An 18,072-nucleotide genomic window follows, 5' to 3' on the forward strand; every position below is an offset into this window, starting at 1 on the left:
GAGCGGTTGGATGCGGTGTTGCGTCCGAAGGCGGACGCGGCGTGGCATCTGCACGAGTTGACGAAGCACCTGGAGTTGTCGGCGTTCGTGATGTTTTCTTCGGCCGGTGGTCTGGTGCTGGCGGCCGGTCAGGGCAATTACGCGGCGGCGAACGTGTTCCTGGACGTACTGGCTGCTCATCGGCGTGCGGAGGGGCTGGCGGCGACGTCGATGGCCTTCGGCCTCTGGGGTGTCAACACCGGCATGACCACCATGCTGGACCTCGCCGAACAGCGCATGGCGGCCCAGGGCCTGCCCGCCCTCACCCAGGACGAGGGACTCGCCCTCTTCACCCTCTCCCTGAACTCCGGACTCCCCGCCGTGGTGCCCCTGCGCATCGACGCGAACGTCCTGCGCGGCCGGGCCGACGAACTGCCCGCCCTCCTGCGCGGCATCGTGCGCGTCCCGGTACGCCGGGCCGCCCGGACCTCGGACGGCGCCGACGGCCTGGCCGCCCGCCTCGCCGGGCTGGACGCCGCCGACCGCAGTGCGGCCCTGCTCGACCTCGTACGGGCCCAGGTCGCCGGCGTACTCGGACACGCCTCGGCCGACGCGATCGAACCGGAGCGGGCGTTCAGCGAGCTGGGCTTCGACTCACTGGCCGCCGTCGAGCTGCGCAACCGGCTCGGCTCCGCGACCGGGCTGCGCCTGCCCGCCACGCTGATCTTCGACTACCCGACCGCCCGGGCCGTCGCAGACCACATCGGTACCGAGGTCGCCGGCTCCGTCCACGCCGCCCCCGCGCCCGCCCGCGCCCTGACCTCCGCAGGCGGAGCGGACGCGGACGACCCGATCGTGATCGTCGGCATGGGCTGCCGCTACCCGGGCGGTGTGACCACCCCCGAGGAGTTGTGGAAACTCGTGGCCGATGGCGTCGACGCGGTCGGCGGGTTCCCCGCCGACCGCGGCTGGGACCCGGAGGTCTACGACCCGGAGCCCGGTACGCCCGGCCGCACGTACGCCCGGGAAGGCGGATTCCTCTACGACGCCGCCGAGTTCGACCCGGTCTTCTTCGGCATCAGCCCGAACGAGGCCCTGATGATGGACCCGCAGCAGCGGCTGCTGCTGGAGGTGTCCTGGGAGGCCATCGAGCGGGCCGGGATCGACCCCACCAGCCTCAAGGGCGGGGCGACGGGCATGTTCGCCGGCGTCATGTACCACGACTACGCCCTCGGCGTGGAGGCCGCGGCCAGCAGCGGCGGCAGCCTCGTCTCCGGCCGCACGTCGTACACCCTCGGCCTCGAAGGACCCTCGGTCACCGTCGACACCGCCTGCTCGTCGTCCCTGGTCGCCCTGCACCTGGCCGCCCAGGCCCTGCGGTCCGGGGAGTGCGACCTCGCCCTAGCCGGCGGGGTGGCCGTCATGGGCACCCCGGGCATGTTCGTCGAGTTCAGCCGGCAGCGCGGGCTCGCCCCCGACGGCCGGTCCAAGTCCTTCGCCGCCTCGGCGGACGGGGTCGCCTGGGGCGAGGGCGCGGGCGTGCTGCTGCTGGAGCGGCTGTCCGACGCGCGCCGCAACGGCCACCCCGTCGTCGCCGTCGTCCGTGGCTCCGCGCTCAACCAGGACGGTGCCAGCAACGGGCTGACCGCCCCGAACGGCCCCTCGCAGCAACGGGTGATCCGCCAGGCGCTGGCGAACGCCGGACTCGCCCCGGCGGAGGTCGACGCGGTCGAGGCGCACGGCACCGGCACCACCCTCGGCGACCCCATCGAGGCGCAGGCGCTGCTGGCCACCTACGGCCAGGACCGGCCCGCGGACCGGCCGCTGTGGCTGGGCTCCATCAAGTCCAACATGGGGCACACCCAGGCGTCGGCCGGCGTCGCCGGAATCATCAAGATGGTCATGGCGATGCGGCACGGCCTCCTGCCCAAGACCCTGCACGTCGACGCCCCCTCGGACCAGGTGGACTGGGAGGCGGGCCGGGTGGAGCTGCTGACCGAGGCGCGGCCGTGGGAGGCCGCGGACCGGCCCCGCCGGGCAGCCGTCTCCTCGTTCGGCATCAGCGGTACCAACGCCCACGTGATCGTCGAGGAAGCCCCCGCGGCACCGGACGAGCCCGCCGACCGGTCCGAACTGCCCGCCACGCCGTGGGTACTGTCGGCGAAGTCCCCGCAGGCGCTGGCCGCTCAGGCGGAGCGGCTGCTGGAGCGGGTCTCGGCCGGGCCGGACACCGACGCGGCGGACATCGGGCTCTCCCTGACCACGTCGCGGACCACGTTCGCCCACCGGGCCGTGGTCGTGGGCACCGAGCGCGCGGAACTGCTGCGCGGCCTGACCGCGCTGGCCCAGGGCCGCAACGCGCCCGCGGTCGTACGGGACCAGGCGCGCCGGACCGGAAGGACGGCGTTCCTCTTCACGGGGCAGGGTGCACAGCGGCTGGGGATGGGTCGTGGGTTGTACGAGGCATTCCCGGTGTTTGCGGCGGCGTTCGACGCGGTGTGCGTGGAAGTTGACCGGCATCTGGGGCGGTCGTTGCGGGAGGTGGTGTGGGGTGCTGACGCCGAGGCGTTGAACGCGACGGCGATCACCCAGCCCGCGCTGTTCGCGCTGGAAGTGGCCCTGTTCCGGCTGGTGGAAGCGTGGGGCGTGACGCCCGATGTGGTCGCCGGGCATTCGATCGGTGAGCTGGCTGCCGCGCACGTTTCGGGTGTGCTGTCGCTGGCGGATGCGGCCGAGCTGGTCGTCATGCGCGGCCGGTTGATGCAGGCGCTGCCCGCGGGGGGCGCGATGCTCGCGGTGCAGGCGACGGAGGAGGAGGTACTGCCGCTCCTGACGGAGGGCGTGGGAATCGCAGCCGTCAACGGCCCGGACTCGGTCGTCGTATCCGGTGCGGAGGCCGCCGTGCTGGCGGTGGGCGAGCACTTCACCGCCGCCGGTCGGAAGACCAGTCGGCTGGCCGTCTCGCACGCCTTCCACTCGGCGTTGATGGATCCGATGCTGGACGAGTTCCGTGCGGTGGCGGCCCGGTTGACGTATTCCGCTCCGCGCATCCCGGTGGTCTCCACCGTCACGGGCGCGCTGTCGGAGGCATGGCAGACCCCCGAGTACTGGGTCGGCCAGGTCCGCGAGGCGGTCCGCTTCGCCGACGCCGTACGTGCCCTGGAGCAGCAGGGTGCCACCCGGTTCCTGGAGATCGGCCCCGGCGGGGTTCTCACCGGCCTCGCCCAGCAGAGCCTCAGCACGGACCGGTCCCTCTCGGCAGCGGCCCTGCGCAAGGACCGCGGTGAAGCCGAGTCGCTGGTCACGGCCCTCGCGCAGCTCCACGTGGACGGCGTACGCGTCGACTGGGCGGCCTACTACGCCGGCACCGGCGCCCGCCGCGTCGACCTGCCGACGTACGCCTTCCAGCGCAGCCGCTACTGGGTCGACGCCGCCAAGCCCGCCACCGGCGCCGTCGCGGTCGGCCAGGGCGCCCTGGACCACCCGCTGCTGGCCGCCGTCCTGGCCGCTCCCGACTCCGAAGCGGTGACCTTCACCGCCCGCATCTCGCCGGACGCGCAGCCCTGGGTGGCCGACCACGCCGTCCACGGCAGTGTCCTCCTCCCCGGTACCGGCTTCGTGGAGCTCGCGCTCCAGGCCGGGGACCACGTCGGGTGCGCTCAGCTGGAGGAACTCACCCTCCAGGCACCGCTCGTCCTCCCCGAACGCGGGGGCGTCGCCGTCCAGGTCGTCGTCGGTGAACCCGACGACCGGGCCAGGCGGACCGTTCAGGTGTACTCGCGCCCGGAGGACCGGCCCGACGAGCCGTGGACCCGGCACGCCGACGGCTTCCTCGCCCCGGGCGGTGCCGGGCCGGCCGGTGACGGCCCCGCCGTGTGGCCGCCCGTCGGCGCCGAGGAGCTGGACACCGAGCAGTTGTACGACCGGCTCGCGGAACGCGGCTTCGGCTACGGGCCCGTCTTCCAGGGCCTGACGGCCGCCTGGCGGCTCGGCGGGGCCCTCTACGCCGAGATCGAGCTGCCCGAGCAGGCGCACGCCGACGCCGGGCGGTTCGGACTCCACCCGGCGCTGCTCGACGCGTCGATGCACGCGCTCGGCTTCGGCGGTCTCGGCGCCGACGAGGACGGCGGGCAGGCCCTGCTCCCGTTCTCCTGGGCGGGCGTCACCCTGCACGCCGCGTCCGCGACCGCCGTACGGGTCCGGCTCGCCCCCGTCGAGGGGCAGCGCAACGCCGTACGCCTCGACCTCACCGACCCGGCGGGTGCGCCCGTGGCCTCCGTCGCCGCCCTGCTGCTGCGGCCGGTGGCCGCCGGGCAGCTGGGCGCCGGCGGGTTCCGGGACGCGCTGCTGGCCGTCGAGTGGCAGCCGGTGCGGGGCGGGTCCGGGCCGCGCGGGCCGTGGACGGTCGCCGGCCCGGGCCTGGAGGTCGCCGGGGTGCCGGTGGTCCCGGGGCTGGACGCGCTCGGCGGGCCGGGTGCGGACGTACCGGACACCGTGCTGCTGCCGGTGCTCCCGGGCGGCCCGGGAGCCGATGAGGTGGGCGACGCGGGGGCCGACGAGGTCACCGCCGGGATGCGTACCGCCGTGCACACCGCCCTCACCGCCGTCCAGCGGTGGCTCGCGGAGCCGGCGTTCGCGCACTCCAGGCTGGTCCTCGTCACCCGGGCCGCGGCGGCCGTCTCGGACGGCGACCCCGTCGACGTACGGCAGGCCCCGGTCTGGGGCCTGGTCCGCGCCGCGCAGGCGGAGAACCCCGGCAGGTTCGTCCTGCTGGACCTGGAGGACACCGAGGTGTCCCCGAAGGCGCTGGCCGCGGCCCTCGCGACCGACGAACCGGAACTGGCCGTCCGCCGGGACAAGGTGCTCGCCCCGCGGCTCGCCCGGTCCGCCGCGGCGACCGGCGAGAGCCCCTGGGACGCCGACGGCACGGTCCTGATCACCGGCGGTACCGGAGGCCTCGGCGCCCTCGTCGCCCGGCACCTCGTCACCGAGCACGGCGTCCGCCACCTGGTCCTCACCAGTCGGCGGGGCCCCGGCGCCCCCAACGCGGCCGGCCTGCGCGCCGAACTCACCGCGCTGGGGGCCGAGGTGGAGATCGCCGCCTGCGACGTCTCCGACCGCGCGGCGGTCGCCGCCCTGATCGGTTCGGTCGACCCGGCGCACCCGCTGCGCGGCGTCGTGCACGCGGCGGGCGTGGCGCACAACGGGCTGATCGGTGCCCTCACCCCCGAGCAGGTGGACCACGTCCTGCGCGCCAAGGCGGACGCCGCCTGGTACCTGCACGAGCTGACGGCCGGGCACGACCTGACCGCCTTCGCGCTGTTCTCCTCCGCCGGCGGCCTCGTCATGGCCGCCGGGCAGGGCAACTACGCGGCGGCCAACGTCTTCCTCGACGCCCTCGCCCAGCACCGCCGCTCCGCCGGCCTGGCCGCCACCTCGATGGCCTTCGGCCTGTGGGACACCGAGACGGGGCTGAGCCAGTGGCTCGGCGAGGCCGACCTCCGGCGCATGCGCCGTACGGGCACCCCCGCGCTCTCCGCGGAGGAGGGCCTGTGGCTCTTCGACGCGGCGGTGGCGGCCGACGCGCCGGCGCTCGTCCCGCTGCGGGTCGACACGGGCGCCCTGCGGGCCCGCACCGACGAGGTGCCGGCGCTGCTGCGGGGCCTCGCACCCACCGCCCGCCGCCGGGCCGGGGCGGCCGCCGCGGCCACCGACGCCGGAGCGCTGCGCGAGCGGCTGCGGGGCCTCGGCGAGGCCGAACGCGAGCGGACGGTGCTCGACGCCGTGCTCACCCACGCCGCCGAGGTGCTCGGACACGCCGACACGAGCGCGGTGGACGCCGAAGCGGGCTTCCTGGAAGCCGGGTTCGACTCGCTGACGGCGGTGGAGCTGCGCAACCGGCTGAACGCCGCCTCCGGCCTGGCACTGCCGGCGATGGTGGTCTTCGACAGCAAGAACCCGCTCGAACTGGCCCGGCTGCTCGCCGCCCGGCTGGCGGCCGCGCAGGGCGAACCGGGACCGGGCGCGGCTTCGGCGGCGCCGTCCGACAGCCCGCTCGACGACACCCTGTACGGGCTGTTCCTCGACGCGATCATGTCGGGCAACCTCCAGCCCGGCCTGGCCATGCTGCGGTCGGTGGCCGCACTGCGGCCCTCCTTCGGCTCGGCCGCGGACCTCGCGGAACTGCCCGCGGCGGTGTCGTACGGCGCCCGCCACCTCCGGCCCGCCGAGGGGTCCGAGCAGCCCGCCGAGGGCCCGAAGCCGCCCCGGCTGATCTGCCTGAGCACCCCGACCGTGGCCGGCGGCGTCCACCAGCACGCCCGGCTCGCGGCCCGGCTCTCGGTGCCGGTGTCCGGTATCCCCACCCCCGGGTTCGGGCGCGGCGAGTCACTGCCGGAGTCCTTCGACGCGGCGGTCGACGTACTCGCCGAGGCCGTGCTGCGGGCCGCGGACGGTGAGCCGTTCGCCCTGCTCGGCTTCTCCTCGGGCGGCCTGCTCGCCCACGCCACGGTGGCCCGGCTGGAGCGGATCCACGGGGTGCGGCCGGCCGGACTCGTCCTGCTGGACACGTACTCCATGGGGGCGACCAACGACGCGCTCTTCGACCAGATGGCGTTCGCCGTCCCGGACAAGGCGGCCACGCTCGGCTCGTTCAGCAGCGCCGAACTCTCCGCGATGGGCCGGTACGTGGAGCTGCTGCCGCAGTTCCGGCAGGTGGCGGTCGAGGCGCCGGTGCTGTTCGTCCGGGCCGGCGACCTGTTCGCCCAGGCCGAGGACTCGGCCATCGCACCGGACGCCCCCGAAGCCACCTGGCAGGCCGACTGGGAGGGCGCCGACACCGTGGCGACCGTGCCCGGCACCCACTTCACGATCGTCGAGCAGCACGTCGACACGACGGCCCCCGTCATCGACCGCTGGCTGACGGAGCTCAAGCAGCGGATCTCCGGATGACCGTGAAGAGACCCGCATGACCGTGACGACGACCGAACTGCGCGCGACCGAGCGCGAAACCATGACGAGCAGAGGTGACACGACGGTGACCCTGAGCACGGTGCGCCCGGCCGAGGTCCACGGACCGGCCGAGCGGATCCACGAGTTCATGCTGGCCGCGGCCAGGACCGCGCCGGACAGCCCGGCCGTCTGGGAGGCCGGTGACGACGGCACCTCCCGGGTGCTGACCTACCGCCAACTGGAGCGCCGCGCCCACGACTACGCCCTGACCCTGGACGCGCTCGGCCTGGACATCGCGGACCGGGTCGTCCTGGAGTCGGACAACTCCGCCTCGGCGGTGGCGATGCTGCTGGCCTGTTCGATGCTCGGGCTCACCTTCATCCCGGTGAGCCCCGAAGTGCCCACCGCCCGGCTGCTGGCGATCACCGCCACCGCCGAGCCGGCGCTGCACCTGCAGACCACGTCCGGCCGCCGCGAGGGGGTGCCCGACACCATCGGCACCGCCCGCTTCGGCCCCGACGGCGTGGTGGTCGAGCGGCCGCCCGCGCCGCGCGTGCGCCACCGCCGGGAACCGGTCACCACCGACGCCGCCTACATGATCTTCACCTCTGGCACCACGGGGCGCCCCAAGGGCGTGGTCATGAGCCACCGCGGGGTCCTGTCCTTCTACCGCGGGATGCTCCGGCACGGCATCGTCACGGACCGGGACCGGCTGGCCAGCACCTCACCGCTCCAGTTCGACTTCGCCCTGCTCGACATCGGCCTCGCCCTGGGCTCCGGCGCGCAGCTGATCCCCGTACCGCGCGAGCTGATGCACTGGCCGCGCCGGCTGTTGCGCTTCCTCACCGACACCGGCACCACCCAGGTCGACGGCGTCCCCTCCATCTGGCGGCCCGTCCTGCGCCACGAGGCCAACGGGCTGGCCGCGCTGGCGGGCCAGGTGCGGGGCGTCCTGTTCTCCGGCGAGGCGTTCCCGCTGCCCGAACTGCGCCAGCTGCAAGCCCTGTTGCCCGGCACCCGGGTGGTGAACTGCTTCGGCCCCACCGAGGCCATGGCCTTCTCCCTCACCGATGTGCCCAACCCGCTGCCCGAGGGCGTCGACAAGCTCTCCATCGGCTTCGCCTACCCGGGTGCGGAGATGCTGCTGCTCGACGAGCAGGGCCGGCCCGTCGAGGAGCCGGGCGCGGTCGGGGAGATCCACCTGCGCGGGCCCTCCCTCTTCACCGGCTACTGGGACGACCCAGAGGCCACCCGGGCCGCCCTGGTCCCCGACCCGCTCAACCCCCGCTCCGGTCAAGTGGTCTACAAGTCGAACGACTTGGCCTACCGCGGCGACGGTGGTGAGCTGTACTTCGTGGGCCGGTCCGACCTCCAGGTCAAGATCCGCGGCAACCGGGTGGAACTCGGCGAGATCGAACGCAGGCTCCTGGAGTTCCCAGGCGTCGAAGCGGCCGCTGCGGTCGTCCGGCCGCGCCCCGACGAAGACCCGGAGCTGTACGCGTACGTCGTGCCCGCCCGCGGTTTCACCGCCGACCCCGTGGTGATCAGCGCGTTCTGCAAGCAGACGCTGCCCGAGTACATGGTGCCGCGCAAGGTCGCCCTGCTCCCCGGCCTTCCCCTCACGCCCAACGGCAAGACCGACCGCAGGGCGCTGGCGGAACTCGCCGCCGCGAACGGCTGAAAACCCACCGCGACGACCCCTGTTCCGGCGCCGGCCCCACCCCTGTCTTCACCCCTGTTCCGGCCCTCGCCCGGGCGCGCCCGGCCCTCCGGTCCGTTCACTGGTATCCGCCCCCGTCACAAAAGCATTGGACAGTCCCCATGACCAGCTCCCTGAGCGAGAACGACCACGCCGGACCGGAGGCCAAAGCAGGCCGCAAGGAATGGATCGCCCTCGGCGTCCTGCTCCTGCCCGTGCTGCTCGTTTCCATGGACCTGACGGTTCTCTACTTCGCCATCCCCTCCATCAGCGAGGACCTGCGCCCCTCCGGCAGCGAACAGCTGTGGATGATCGACATCTACGGCTTCGTCCTGTCGGGCGTCCTGCTCACCATGGGCGCGCTCGGCGACCGGATCGGCCGCCGCCGGCTCCTGCTCATCGGCGCCGTGGTGTTCGCGGCCGGCTCGCTGCTCGCCGCCTACGCCTCCAACCCCGAGATGGTGATCTCCGCCCGGGCCCTCCAGGGCATCGGCGGCGCGACCCTCATGCCGTCCACCCTCGCGCTGATCCGCAACCTGTTCCGCGACCAGACCCAGCGGCGCACCGCCGTCGCCGTGTGGTCCACCGGCATGGCCGCCGGCGCGGCTCTGGGCCCCGTGGTCAGCGGCGCGCTGCTGAACGGCTTCTGGTGGGGTTCCGTCTTCCTCATCAACGTCCCGGTGATGCTGCTCCTGCTGGTGTCGGCGCCGTTCCTGCTGCCCGAGTTCCGTGACGCCGCGGCCGGCAGGTTCGACCTCATCAGCGCCGCGCTCTCGCTGGCCGTCGTCCTTCCGGTCATCTACGGCTTCAAGCGGATCGCCGTGGACGGGTTCTCCGTCCCCTACATCGCCGCCATCGTCGTCGGCCTGGCCCTCGCGCCGGTCTTCCTGCGCCGCCAGCGCACCAGCACCGACCCGATGGTCGACCTCGAACTGTTCCGCAACCGTGCCTTCGGCGCCTCGGTGACCGTCAACATGCTGGCCTGCTTCACCCTCGTCGGGTACTCGCTGTTCAGCACCCAGTACATGCAGTCGGTCCTCGGCATGAGCGCCCTGAAGTCCGCGCTGTGGACCATCCCGGGCACGCTCGCGGTCGGCGCCGTCGTACCCGTCGCGACCGTCCTCGTGCGCACCGTCAAGCCCGCCCACATCATCGGCACCGGCTTCGCCATCGCCACCGTCGCCCTGCTCATGCTCACCCAGGTCCCCGCCGAGGACGGCCTGGTCCTCATCCTGATCGGCATCATCGCCCTCGCCGTCGGCCTCACCCCCGTCCTGACCCTGGTCACCGAGCTCGTCGTCGGCCAGGTGCCGCCGGAGCGGGCCGGCACGGCCTCAGCGCTGCTCCAGACCGGCCAGGAACTCGGCGGCGCCCTCGGGGTCGCCGTCCTGGGCAGCATCGGCGCCGCCGTCTACCGCAACAGCCCCGCGCTGGACGCCCCCGCCGGGGTGCCCGCCGAGGCGCTGGACCCCGCCCGCGAGACCATCGGCGGCGCCCTCGCGGCCGCCGGCAAGCTCTCGGGCGACGCCTCCGCCCACCTCGTCGACGCGGCCCGCGCCGCGTTCACCAGCGAGGTGCACGCCGCGTCCGTCGCCGGGGCGATCGTGATGGCCGGCGCGGCGGTGTTCGCCGTGATCGGGCTGCGCGCCGTCCAGAACGACAACGCGCGCGCCGCCGAACTCGCCTCCGCGACCGCCGACGCCCACCAGCCGGGTGCCGGCCCGGCGTAGCCGGGCCCCCGGAGCAGACAGGTCCCCCGACCCCCCACCCGCCCGACGACCGCCCAGGACCCCGCCCCCGTGGTCCTGGGCGGTTCTTTTCGTGCCCGCCCGGCCCCTGCCCCGCCCCGGCCGCCCGCAGGCGGCTATTAGGGGTCCGGCTGGGGGTCCCGTGGCCGAATCGGCTTCCTAGCATCGAACCGCGTTCGAGCACACGCTCGGAACTGCCAGGCACCAGGCTGGAGGAATATCCGCATGTCCCTGCTGGCAACCGATTCTGTCGGGACGGCACGGTTCCGCGCGTACGGGCCGCGGCAGCTCGACGAGATCGCGGACCGTCACGGCCTGCCCGCCGACATCCGCGAGACCGTCCGGCTCGTGTCGATGGTGCTGCCCTTCCGGGTCAACGAGTACGTCCTTTCGCAGCTCATCGACTGGGACCGGATCCCCGACGACCCCATGTTCCAACTGGTCTTCCCGCAGAAGGGCATGCTCACCGAGCAGAACGAGCGCGACCTCGCCGCCCTCTCCGCGGACCCCGCCGCCAAACCCGCCCTGCGGACCCTCGTCCAGCAGATCCGCGGCCGCCTCAACCCGCACCCCTCCGGGCAGAAGGAGCTGAACGTCCCCACCCGGGACGGCGCCGAGATCCCCGGCCTCCAGCACAAGTACCGCGAGACGGTGCTCTACTTCCCGAGCCAGGGCCAGACCTGCCACTCGTACTGCACCTACTGCTTCCGCTGGGCCCAGTTCGTCGGCGACGCGGACCTGCGGTTCGCCGCGCCCGACCCGAGCGGGCTGATCTCCTACCTGGGCACCCACCCCGACGCCGGCGACGTACTGGTGACCGGCGGCGACCCCATGGTGATGTCCACCGAACGGCTCCGCTCGCACCTGGAGCCGTTGCTGGCGGTCGACACCGTACGCACCGTCCGGATCGGCACCAAGTCCGTCGCCTACTGGCCGCAGCGCTTCGTCACCGACCCGGACGCCGACGACGTGCTGCGCCTGTTCGAGCAGGTCGTCGCCTCCGGGCGGAACCTCGCCGTCATGGCGCATTTCAGCCACCCCCGCGAGCTCGCCACCGACCTCGCCCGGCAGGCCGTCGCCCGGATCAAGTCGACCGGCGCCCTCGTCTACTGCCAGGCTCCGCTGATCGCCCGGGTCAACGACGACGCGGACGTCTGGAGCGAGATGTGGCGGGCCGAGCTCGCCCTCGGCGCCGTCCCCTACTACATGTTCGTCGAGCGGGACACCGGCCCGTACGACTACTTCCGCGTCCCGCTCGCCCGGGCCGCCGAGATCTTCCGCTCCGCCTACCGGACCCTGCCCGGCCTGGCCCGTACGGTCCGCGGCCCCGTGATGTCGGCGACGCCCGGCAAGGTGGCCGTGGACGGGGTCGTCGAGACCGCCGAGGGCCGCTTCTTCCAGCTGCACATGGTCCAGGCCCGTGAACCCGGCCTGGTCGGGCGGCCGTTCCTCGCCCATTACGACCCGGACGCCGCCTGGCTGGACGAGCTGCGGCTGGACCGCTCCGTCCCGGCCGACATCGCGCGCGCGATCGCCGGCCCGGCGTGGACGGCCGAGCCCGAACTCTTCGGGACGCGGACCGTCGCCCCGGTGGGGAGCCCCGCATGAACGACATGAGGATGTCGCCGAACCTGGCGCTGAACCAGCTCGTGGCGCAGCGCCGGGCGGCGGGGGAGTCGCTGGTGCACCTGGGGTTCGGCGAGTCGCGGCTGCCGCCGTTCGCCCCGCTGATGGAACGCCTCGCGGCGGGCGCCACCCGCAACGCCTACGGCCCGGTGGCCGGTTCGCCCGAGGTGCGGGCGGCCGTCGCCGGCTACTTCGGCCGGCGGCGCATCCCCACCGAGGCCGACCAGATCGTGGTCGCCCCCGGCAGCAAGCCGCTGCTGATGGCCCTCAACCTGGTCGTCCCCGGCGACGTGCTGCTGCCCCGGCCGGCCTGGAACACGTACGCCCCCCAGGCCCGGCTGGCCGGCAAGCACCCGATCGCCGTCGCCATCCCCGAGGAGTGCGGCGGGGTGCCCGATCCGGCCGCGCTGCGCGAGAGCATCACCGCGGCGCGGGTGCTGGGCCGCGACCCGCGCGTCCTCGTCCTGACCCTGCCGGACAACCCGACCGGCACCCTCGCGCCGCCCGCGCTGATCCGTGAACTGTGCGCGATCGCCGAGGAGGAGGGCCTGCTGATCGTCTCGGACGAGATCTACCGGGACGTCGTGCACGACCCGGCGACCGAGTTCCTCAGCCCCGCCGAAGTGGCCCCCGGCAGCACGGTCGTCGTCACCGGGCTGAGCAAGAGCCTGGCCCTGGGCGGCTGGCGCATCGGCGCGGCCCGCTTCCCGCAGGGGCCGTGGGGCGAGTGGATCCGCTCCGGTGTGGTGTCGGTGGCGAGCGAGGTGTGGTCGACGCTGGCCGGGCCCATGCAGTCGGTGGCCGAGTACGCCTTCGACGAGCCCGAGGACATCCGGGAGCGGCTGCGCGCCAGCGCCCGGCTGCACGGGGCCGTCGCCCGCGAGGTGCACCGCATCACGGTCGCGGCCGGCGCCCGCTGCCGGCCGCCCACCGGGGCGTTCTACGTCTATCCCGACTTCGAACCGGTCCGCGCCGAGCTGGGCAAGTACGACGTGACCGACTCGCCGACGCTGGCCCGCCGGATGCTGGACCTCGGCATCGTGGTGCTCGCCGGACACCTGCTCGGCGACGAGGGGGACGCGCTGCGGTTCAAGTGCGCCACCAGCATGCTGTACGGCGACACCGTCGAGGAGCAGCAGCTCGCCCTCGACGCACCCGATCCGCTGGCCCTCCCGCACATCGGGTCGCTCCTCGACCGGATCGAGGAGAGTTTCATGCGGCTGGTCTCCTGATTCCGTTCCGTCCGGCGCACATCCCGCACAAAAGGAAGGGCCCGGCTCGGATGTGCTCCGGGCCGGGCCTGGCGGGAAATGAAATCTGTCACGCGGCGGATTCTGTCTCGGTCATCAGGGTGTGCCAGAGCACATCCGGACTGGCGAAATTCTCCAGTTTCAGGGCGTCGTCCAGAAAGCGGACGTCATAAGCGCTTTCCAGTGCGGCGAGCAGTTCGACCGTGCCCATGGAGTCCAGGCCCAGGTCGCGGAGTCGGGCCTCACCGGTCAGTTTTTCGCTCGGTGAGAGATAGGGCAGGAACGGACGTACGACGGCCTCGAAAGCGCCGTCCCAGGTGTGATTCGCGAGTTCTGGCATACGGGAAATAATGCGGGGCCCACCGGTGCCTGTCAATGCGCCGCGGAAATGCGCGCACCATGGCGCGGGCGCTCCCCCGAATTTGTCCGACGAGAGCTTGCCGGTAATTCCGTCAAGGAGGAGCGGTAAATGGAACCATTGGCGCGGACCGCGCTGCACGCCCGTTTCCTGCGCGGTCTGGAGACATCACCGCGGTCAGTCGCGGTACGGGTCGGGAAGGAGACCGTCGACTACACGACGGTCCACCGGCTGGCCCTGGCCTGGGCGGGCGCCCTGCTCACCGCGCCCGGCGGCCCGCCGAAGGCCGTCGGCATCGTCGCCGGCCGCAGCGTGACCTCGTACGTGGCGGTGCTGGCGAGCCTGTACGCCGGGCTGCCCGCGGTGCCCCTGCTCGCGGACTTCCCGGCCGGGAAGATCGCCTCGATGCTCGCGGCGGCGGAGGTCTCCGCGCTGATCGTCGACGAGGAGGGCGCGGCCCTGCTCGGCGCGGCCCGCGGCGCGCTGCCGGCCGATCTCACCGGGCTCGCCGGACTCCCGGTCCTCGCACCGCACCTGGAGCCCGCCCGGGCGGGGGAGTTGTCGGCCCTGGGGCTCCGGCCGGTGACCGCCGGACCGGACACGGCCCTCGACGCGCCGAGGTCCGCCGCTCCCGAGGACGTGGCCTACGTACTGTTCACCTCGGGGTCGACGGGCCGCCCCAAGGGCGTCCGGCTGACCCACGGCAACCTGGCGCACTACTTCGCGCTGATGGACGACTGGTACGACTTCACCGCCGCCGACGTCTTCTCCCAGGCCGCCAACCTCAACTGGGACTCGGCCGTCTCCGACCTGTGGTGTGCCTGGGCGGCCGGCGCGCCGCTGGTCTCCGTCCCCCCGCACGCCTACCGCGACCTGCCCGGCTTCGTCGCCGAGCACGGCATCACCGTCTGGTTCTCCGCCCCCAGTGTGATCTCCCTGTCCCGTCGCACCGGCCGCCTGGTGCCGGACAGCATGCCCTCGCTGCGCTGGACCTTCTTCGGCGGTGAGGCGCTCCAGTTCCAGGACACCGACGCCTGGCAGCGGGCGGCGCCCCACTCGGCGGTGATCAACGTCTACGGCCCCACCGAGATGACCATCACCACCCACCGCCACCGCTGGGACCCCGAGGAGTCCACCCGGCTCGGCGTCAACGGCGTGGTGCCGCTCGGCCTGCTCCACGACGGCCATGCGGAACTCCTGCTCGACGAGCACGGCGAGCCGGCCGACGACGAGGGCGAACTGTGGCTGGCCGGACCCCAGTTGTCCGCCGGGTACCTCGACCCGGAGGACGGCCGCGGCAAGTACCTCCAGCGGGACGGAGCCCGCTGGTACCGCACCGGCGACCGGGTGCGCCGACTGGCCGGCGGCGCCCTCGTCTACCTGGGCCGCACCGACTCGCAGGTGCAGGTGCAGGGCTACCGCGTCGAACTGGCCGAGGTGGAGCACGCGCTGCGCGCCGGCACCCCGGTGACCGGTGCCGTGGTCGTCGGCGTGCCCGTCGCCAACAGCACCGAACTCGTCACCTTCTACCTGGGCGAGGAGCGCCCGCCGCAGGAGTTCCTGCGCGACCTGGCCGGGCTGCTGCCCGCCCAGCTGATCCCGCGCCACTACCACCGGCTCGCCGAGTTCCCGCTCAACACCAACAAGAAGACCGACCGGCTGGAGCTCACCGCACGGGCCGCCGCACTGCACGGCAAGCCCGTACCGGTCGGCTGAACCCGACCGGCCACCACGGAACCGACCGGCACCACCGAACCCGTCACCACCCGGAAGAAGAAGTCACCATGCGCAGAAGACCCTGGTCACGGCAGGGAGCGGTCCGCAGGTTCGTCCTGCTCGCCATAGCGGCCCTGACCGCCACCCTCGTCACCACGCAGCCCACCAACGCGGCCTACCTCGCGGCGAGCTGGCCCACCGGCGGCCACGACCTCCGCAACAGCCGGTCCAACCCGCAGGAAGACACCGTCAACAAGTGGAACGTCGGCCGGCTCAAGGCCAAGTGGACGTTCACCACCCACGGCGACGTGTCCGCCACCCCCGCGGTGACCGGCGGCGCGGTCTACTTCCCCGACTGGGGCGGCTACCTGCACAAGGTCGACGCCAAGACCGGCCGTGCCGTCTGGTCGCGCAAGGTGTCCGACTACACCGGCGACCCGAACTCGGTCTCCCGGTCCAGCCCCACCGTGGTCGGCGGCCGGGTCTACCTCGCCGACTGGGACAAGGCCGTCCTGATGTCGGTCGACGCGGCCACCGGAAACCTGGTGTGGAGCAAGCAGATCGACGCGCAGTACAAGGCGGTGCTGACCCAGTCGCCCGTCGTCCATGACGGCGTGATCTACCAGGGCGTCTCCTCCCGCGAGTCCGAGGGCGCCCTCGACCCCGCCTACCCCTGCTGCACCTTCCGCGGCAGCGTGAACGCCCTCGACGCCGCCACCGGCAACCTGCTGTGGCGCCAGTACACGGTGCCCGACAACGGCGGTCACACCGGGGGCTACAGCGGCGTGGCGGTCTGGGGCACCCCCGCCCTGGACCCGTCGACCAACACCGTGTACTTCACCACCGGAAACAACTACACGGTGCCGAAGGAGGCCAGCGACTGCCAGACCGCCGGCGGCAACCCCGGCCAGTGCCTGGCGCCGGACGACTACGTCGACTCGGTGCTCGCCCTGGACATGACCACCGGCCGGATCAAGTGGCACACCGGCTCCGGCCGCTTCGACGCCTGGAACACCGGTTGCATCCCCGGCTTCCCGCCCAACAACTGCCCGCCCAATCCGGGCAACGACTACGACTTCGGCGATGGCGCCCACCTGTTCACCGTCAAGGCGGCCGACGGCCGCTCCCGCAAGGTGATCGGCGCGGGCGAGAAGAGCGGCGAGTACTGGCTCCTCGACGCCACCACGGGCGACGTGGTCTGGAGCGCGGCGGCCGGCCCCGGCGGCCACATCGGCGGCATCGAGTGGGGCACGGCCAACGACGACCGGCGGATCTACGTCGCCGAGGCCAACTTCTTCCGCATCCCGTACACCCTGGCCGGCGGCGCCTCGACCAGCCGCAGCTCCTTCGCCGCCCTCGACCCGCAGACCGGCAAGATCCTCTGGCAGGTCGAGGACAAGACCGACGGCTACGCCTGGGGCGCCCTGACCGCCGCGAACGGCGTCGTCTTCGGCGGCTCCACCAGCGGTGCGATGTACGCCCTGGACGCGGCGACCGGAAAGTACCTGTGGGAGTTCGACGCCCCGTACTCCTCCAACGCGGGCCCCGCCGTCGTCGACGGCACCGTCTACTGGGGCAACGGCTACGCCCGGTTCAGCCAGGGCGCCGGCACCACCGGCAGCCTGACCACCGGCACCTTCTACGCCTTCACCGTGGACGGCAAGTAGCGGACGGCAACGAGCGGCCCCGGTGGGCCGGAACGCCGCGGGGGCCGGTGCCGAAAGGCACCGGCCCCCGCGGGCGTCCGCGTCCCGCGTCAGGCGGCCGCCGGCACCGGCACCCGGCGCGGCGCCGGCCGCATCGCGGAGCGCGGCGTCATCGGCACCACCTCGAAGGCGCGCGTGGTGCAGGCGACCCGGGTGAACAGCCCGTCCTGCCCGGACACGTACAGCCGCCGGACCCCCGCGCGGGACAGCGTGTCCACCACGTCGGGCCAGCGCACCGTCCGCACGAAACCGTCCAGCAGCATCCCGCGCACGCCCGCGCCGGTGGTCACCACCCGGCCGTCCTGGTCGGCGACCACCGGCAGCCGGGGCTCGGACCAGGTCAGCCCGTCGAAGACCTCCGCGGCCACCCGGTCCCGCAGCCCGCCGAAGAGGTGCGAGTGCATGGGCGGCTTCATCGTGTACATCGACATCCCGCCCAGCGACCGGATCCGCCGCTGGAGCCAGTCCAGTACGGACTCGTGGACCGTCAGCATCGTGAAGTCGTGGTCCACGACGCAGGAGACGTCGCTCCACTCGCCTCGCTCGTCCAGCTCCCGCCGGAGCAGTTCCACCTGGTCCTGCGGCACCCGTGCGATCGACTGGGTCACCAGGGCGGGGTGCTCGCGCCGGAAGTACTCGTCCATCACGGTCGCCAGCCGCGCCGTCATCCTTACCGCGTCGGGGAATTCGAGGACCCCGCAGTGCACGGCGGCGGCCCGCGCGCCGAAACTGGGGCCCGTGACGAAGGCAGGGGTGACCTCCAGCCGGTCCGCCGCCCAGCGCGCCAGGGCCAGGCAGTTCACCACGAACGAGATCTGCCCGTACAGGGAATAGTCGCCCTCCGTCTCCTGGTAGCGGTCGGCCAGCCGGTAGCCGAGCACCTCGTCCGCGATCGCGTACAACTCGCGTGCGTACGGGTTGACCAGCATGAACTTGGCGACTTCGGAGAAAGCGGTCGGCTGCATCCCGGGGAAGACCAGGGCCGACGGCTGCGGGGCCCCGGCGTCGGCGCCGGTGTCGGTGTTGGTGTTCATGCCCC

General features: G+C 73.3%; 9 protein-coding genes. 7 read left to right on the forward strand and 2 right to left on the reverse strand.

The window, feature by feature from the left end:
- The 5 genes from ACZ4M3_RS00005 to ACZ4M3_RS00025 form a co-directional block, all read left to right on the forward strand.
- Positions 1 to 6,930: SDR family NAD(P)-dependent oxidoreductase (locus ACZ4M3_RS00005; RefSeq protein ID WP_467728660.1), on the forward strand; the 6,930-nt coding region annotated here is incomplete at its 5' end.
- Positions 6,931 to 6,946: 16 nt separating this feature from the next.
- Positions 6,947 to 8,611, forward strand: a complete 1,665-nt coding sequence (locus tag ACZ4M3_RS00010; RefSeq protein ID WP_467728662.1) for an AMP-binding protein — start codon at positions 6,947 to 6,949, stop codon at positions 8,609 to 8,611.
- A 140-nt stretch (positions 8,612 to 8,751) separates the two neighbouring features.
- On the forward strand, positions 8,752 to 10,359 hold the full coding sequence (locus tag ACZ4M3_RS00015; protein ID WP_467728663.1) for an MFS transporter: 1,608 nt from the start codon (positions 8,752 to 8,754) through the stop codon (positions 10,357 to 10,359).
- Positions 10,360 to 10,602: 243 nt separating this feature from the next.
- Complete coding sequence (locus ACZ4M3_RS00020; RefSeq protein ID WP_467728665.1) at positions 10,603 to 11,985, forward strand: KamA family radical SAM protein; 1,383 nt, start codon at positions 10,603 to 10,605, stop codon at positions 11,983 to 11,985.
- On the forward strand, positions 11,982 to 13,235 hold the full coding sequence (locus ACZ4M3_RS00025) for a pyridoxal phosphate-dependent aminotransferase (RefSeq protein WP_467728667.1): 1,254 nt from the start codon (positions 11,982 to 11,984) through the stop codon (positions 13,233 to 13,235). The genes ACZ4M3_RS00020 and ACZ4M3_RS00025 overlap by 4 nt, the downstream gene beginning before the upstream one ends.
- Positions 13,236 to 13,323: 88 nt before the next feature.
- On the opposite strand, the gene ACZ4M3_RS00030 is transcribed toward ACZ4M3_RS00025, so the two are convergent.
- Positions 13,324 to 13,593: a phosphopantetheine-binding protein gene (locus ACZ4M3_RS00030; protein ID WP_467728668.1), complete on the reverse strand. Its 270-nt coding sequence runs from the start codon at positions 13,591 to 13,593 to the stop codon at positions 13,324 to 13,326.
- Between the two features lie 129 nt (positions 13,594 to 13,722).
- Between ACZ4M3_RS00030 and ACZ4M3_RS00035 the strand changes: the two genes are divergently transcribed.
- Positions 13,723 to 15,327, forward strand: coding sequence for an AMP-binding protein (locus ACZ4M3_RS00035; protein WP_467728670.1), 1,605 nt, complete (start codon positions 13,723 to 13,725; stop codon positions 15,325 to 15,327).
- Between the two features lie 68 nt (positions 15,328 to 15,395).
- The gene (locus ACZ4M3_RS00040; protein WP_467728671.1) at positions 15,396 to 16,994 is read left to right on the forward strand and encodes an outer membrane protein assembly factor BamB family protein; all 1,599 of its coding nucleotides are present in this window, start codon (positions 15,396 to 15,398) and stop codon (positions 16,992 to 16,994) included.
- A gap of 89 nt (positions 16,995 to 17,083) precedes the next feature.
- On the opposite strand, the gene ACZ4M3_RS00045 is transcribed toward ACZ4M3_RS00040, so the two are convergent.
- Complete coding sequence (locus ACZ4M3_RS00045) at positions 17,084 to 18,067, reverse strand: ACP S-malonyltransferase (protein WP_467728673.1); 984 nt, start codon at positions 18,065 to 18,067, stop codon at positions 17,084 to 17,086.
- Between the last annotated feature and the right edge of the window lie 5 nt (positions 18,068 to 18,072).

Source organism: Streptomyces sp. NPDC026522 (assembly GCF_055567555.1).

Bases quoted from the DNA above. Each gene is read 5' to 3' on its own strand.
- ACZ4M3_RS00035 (WP_467728670.1), top strand. From the start codon at position 13,723: ATGGAACCATTGGCGCGGACCGCGCTGCACGCCCGTTTCCTGCGCGGT.
- ACZ4M3_RS00015 (WP_467728663.1), top strand. From the start codon at position 8,752: ATGACCAGCTCCCTGAGCGAGAACGACCACGCCGGACCGGAGGCCAAA.
- ACZ4M3_RS00020 (WP_467728665.1), top strand. From the start codon at position 10,603: ATGTCCCTGCTGGCAACCGATTCTGTCGGGACGGCACGGTTCCGCGCG.
- ACZ4M3_RS00025 (WP_467728667.1), top strand. From the start codon at position 11,982: ATGAACGACATGAGGATGTCGCCGAACCTGGCGCTGAACCAGCTCGTG.
- ACZ4M3_RS00010 (WP_467728662.1), top strand. From the start codon at position 6,947: ATGACCGTGACGACGACCGAACTGCGCGCGACCGAGCGCGAAACCATG.
- ACZ4M3_RS00045 (WP_467728673.1), bottom strand. From the start codon at position 18,067: ATGAACACCAACACCGACACCGGCGCCGACGCCGGGGCCCCGCAGCCG.
- ACZ4M3_RS00040 (WP_467728671.1), top strand. From the start codon at position 15,396: ATGCGCAGAAGACCCTGGTCACGGCAGGGAGCGGTCCGCAGGTTCGTC.
- ACZ4M3_RS00030 (WP_467728668.1), bottom strand. From the start codon at position 13,593: ATGCCAGAACTCGCGAATCACACCTGGGACGGCGCTTTCGAGGCCGTC.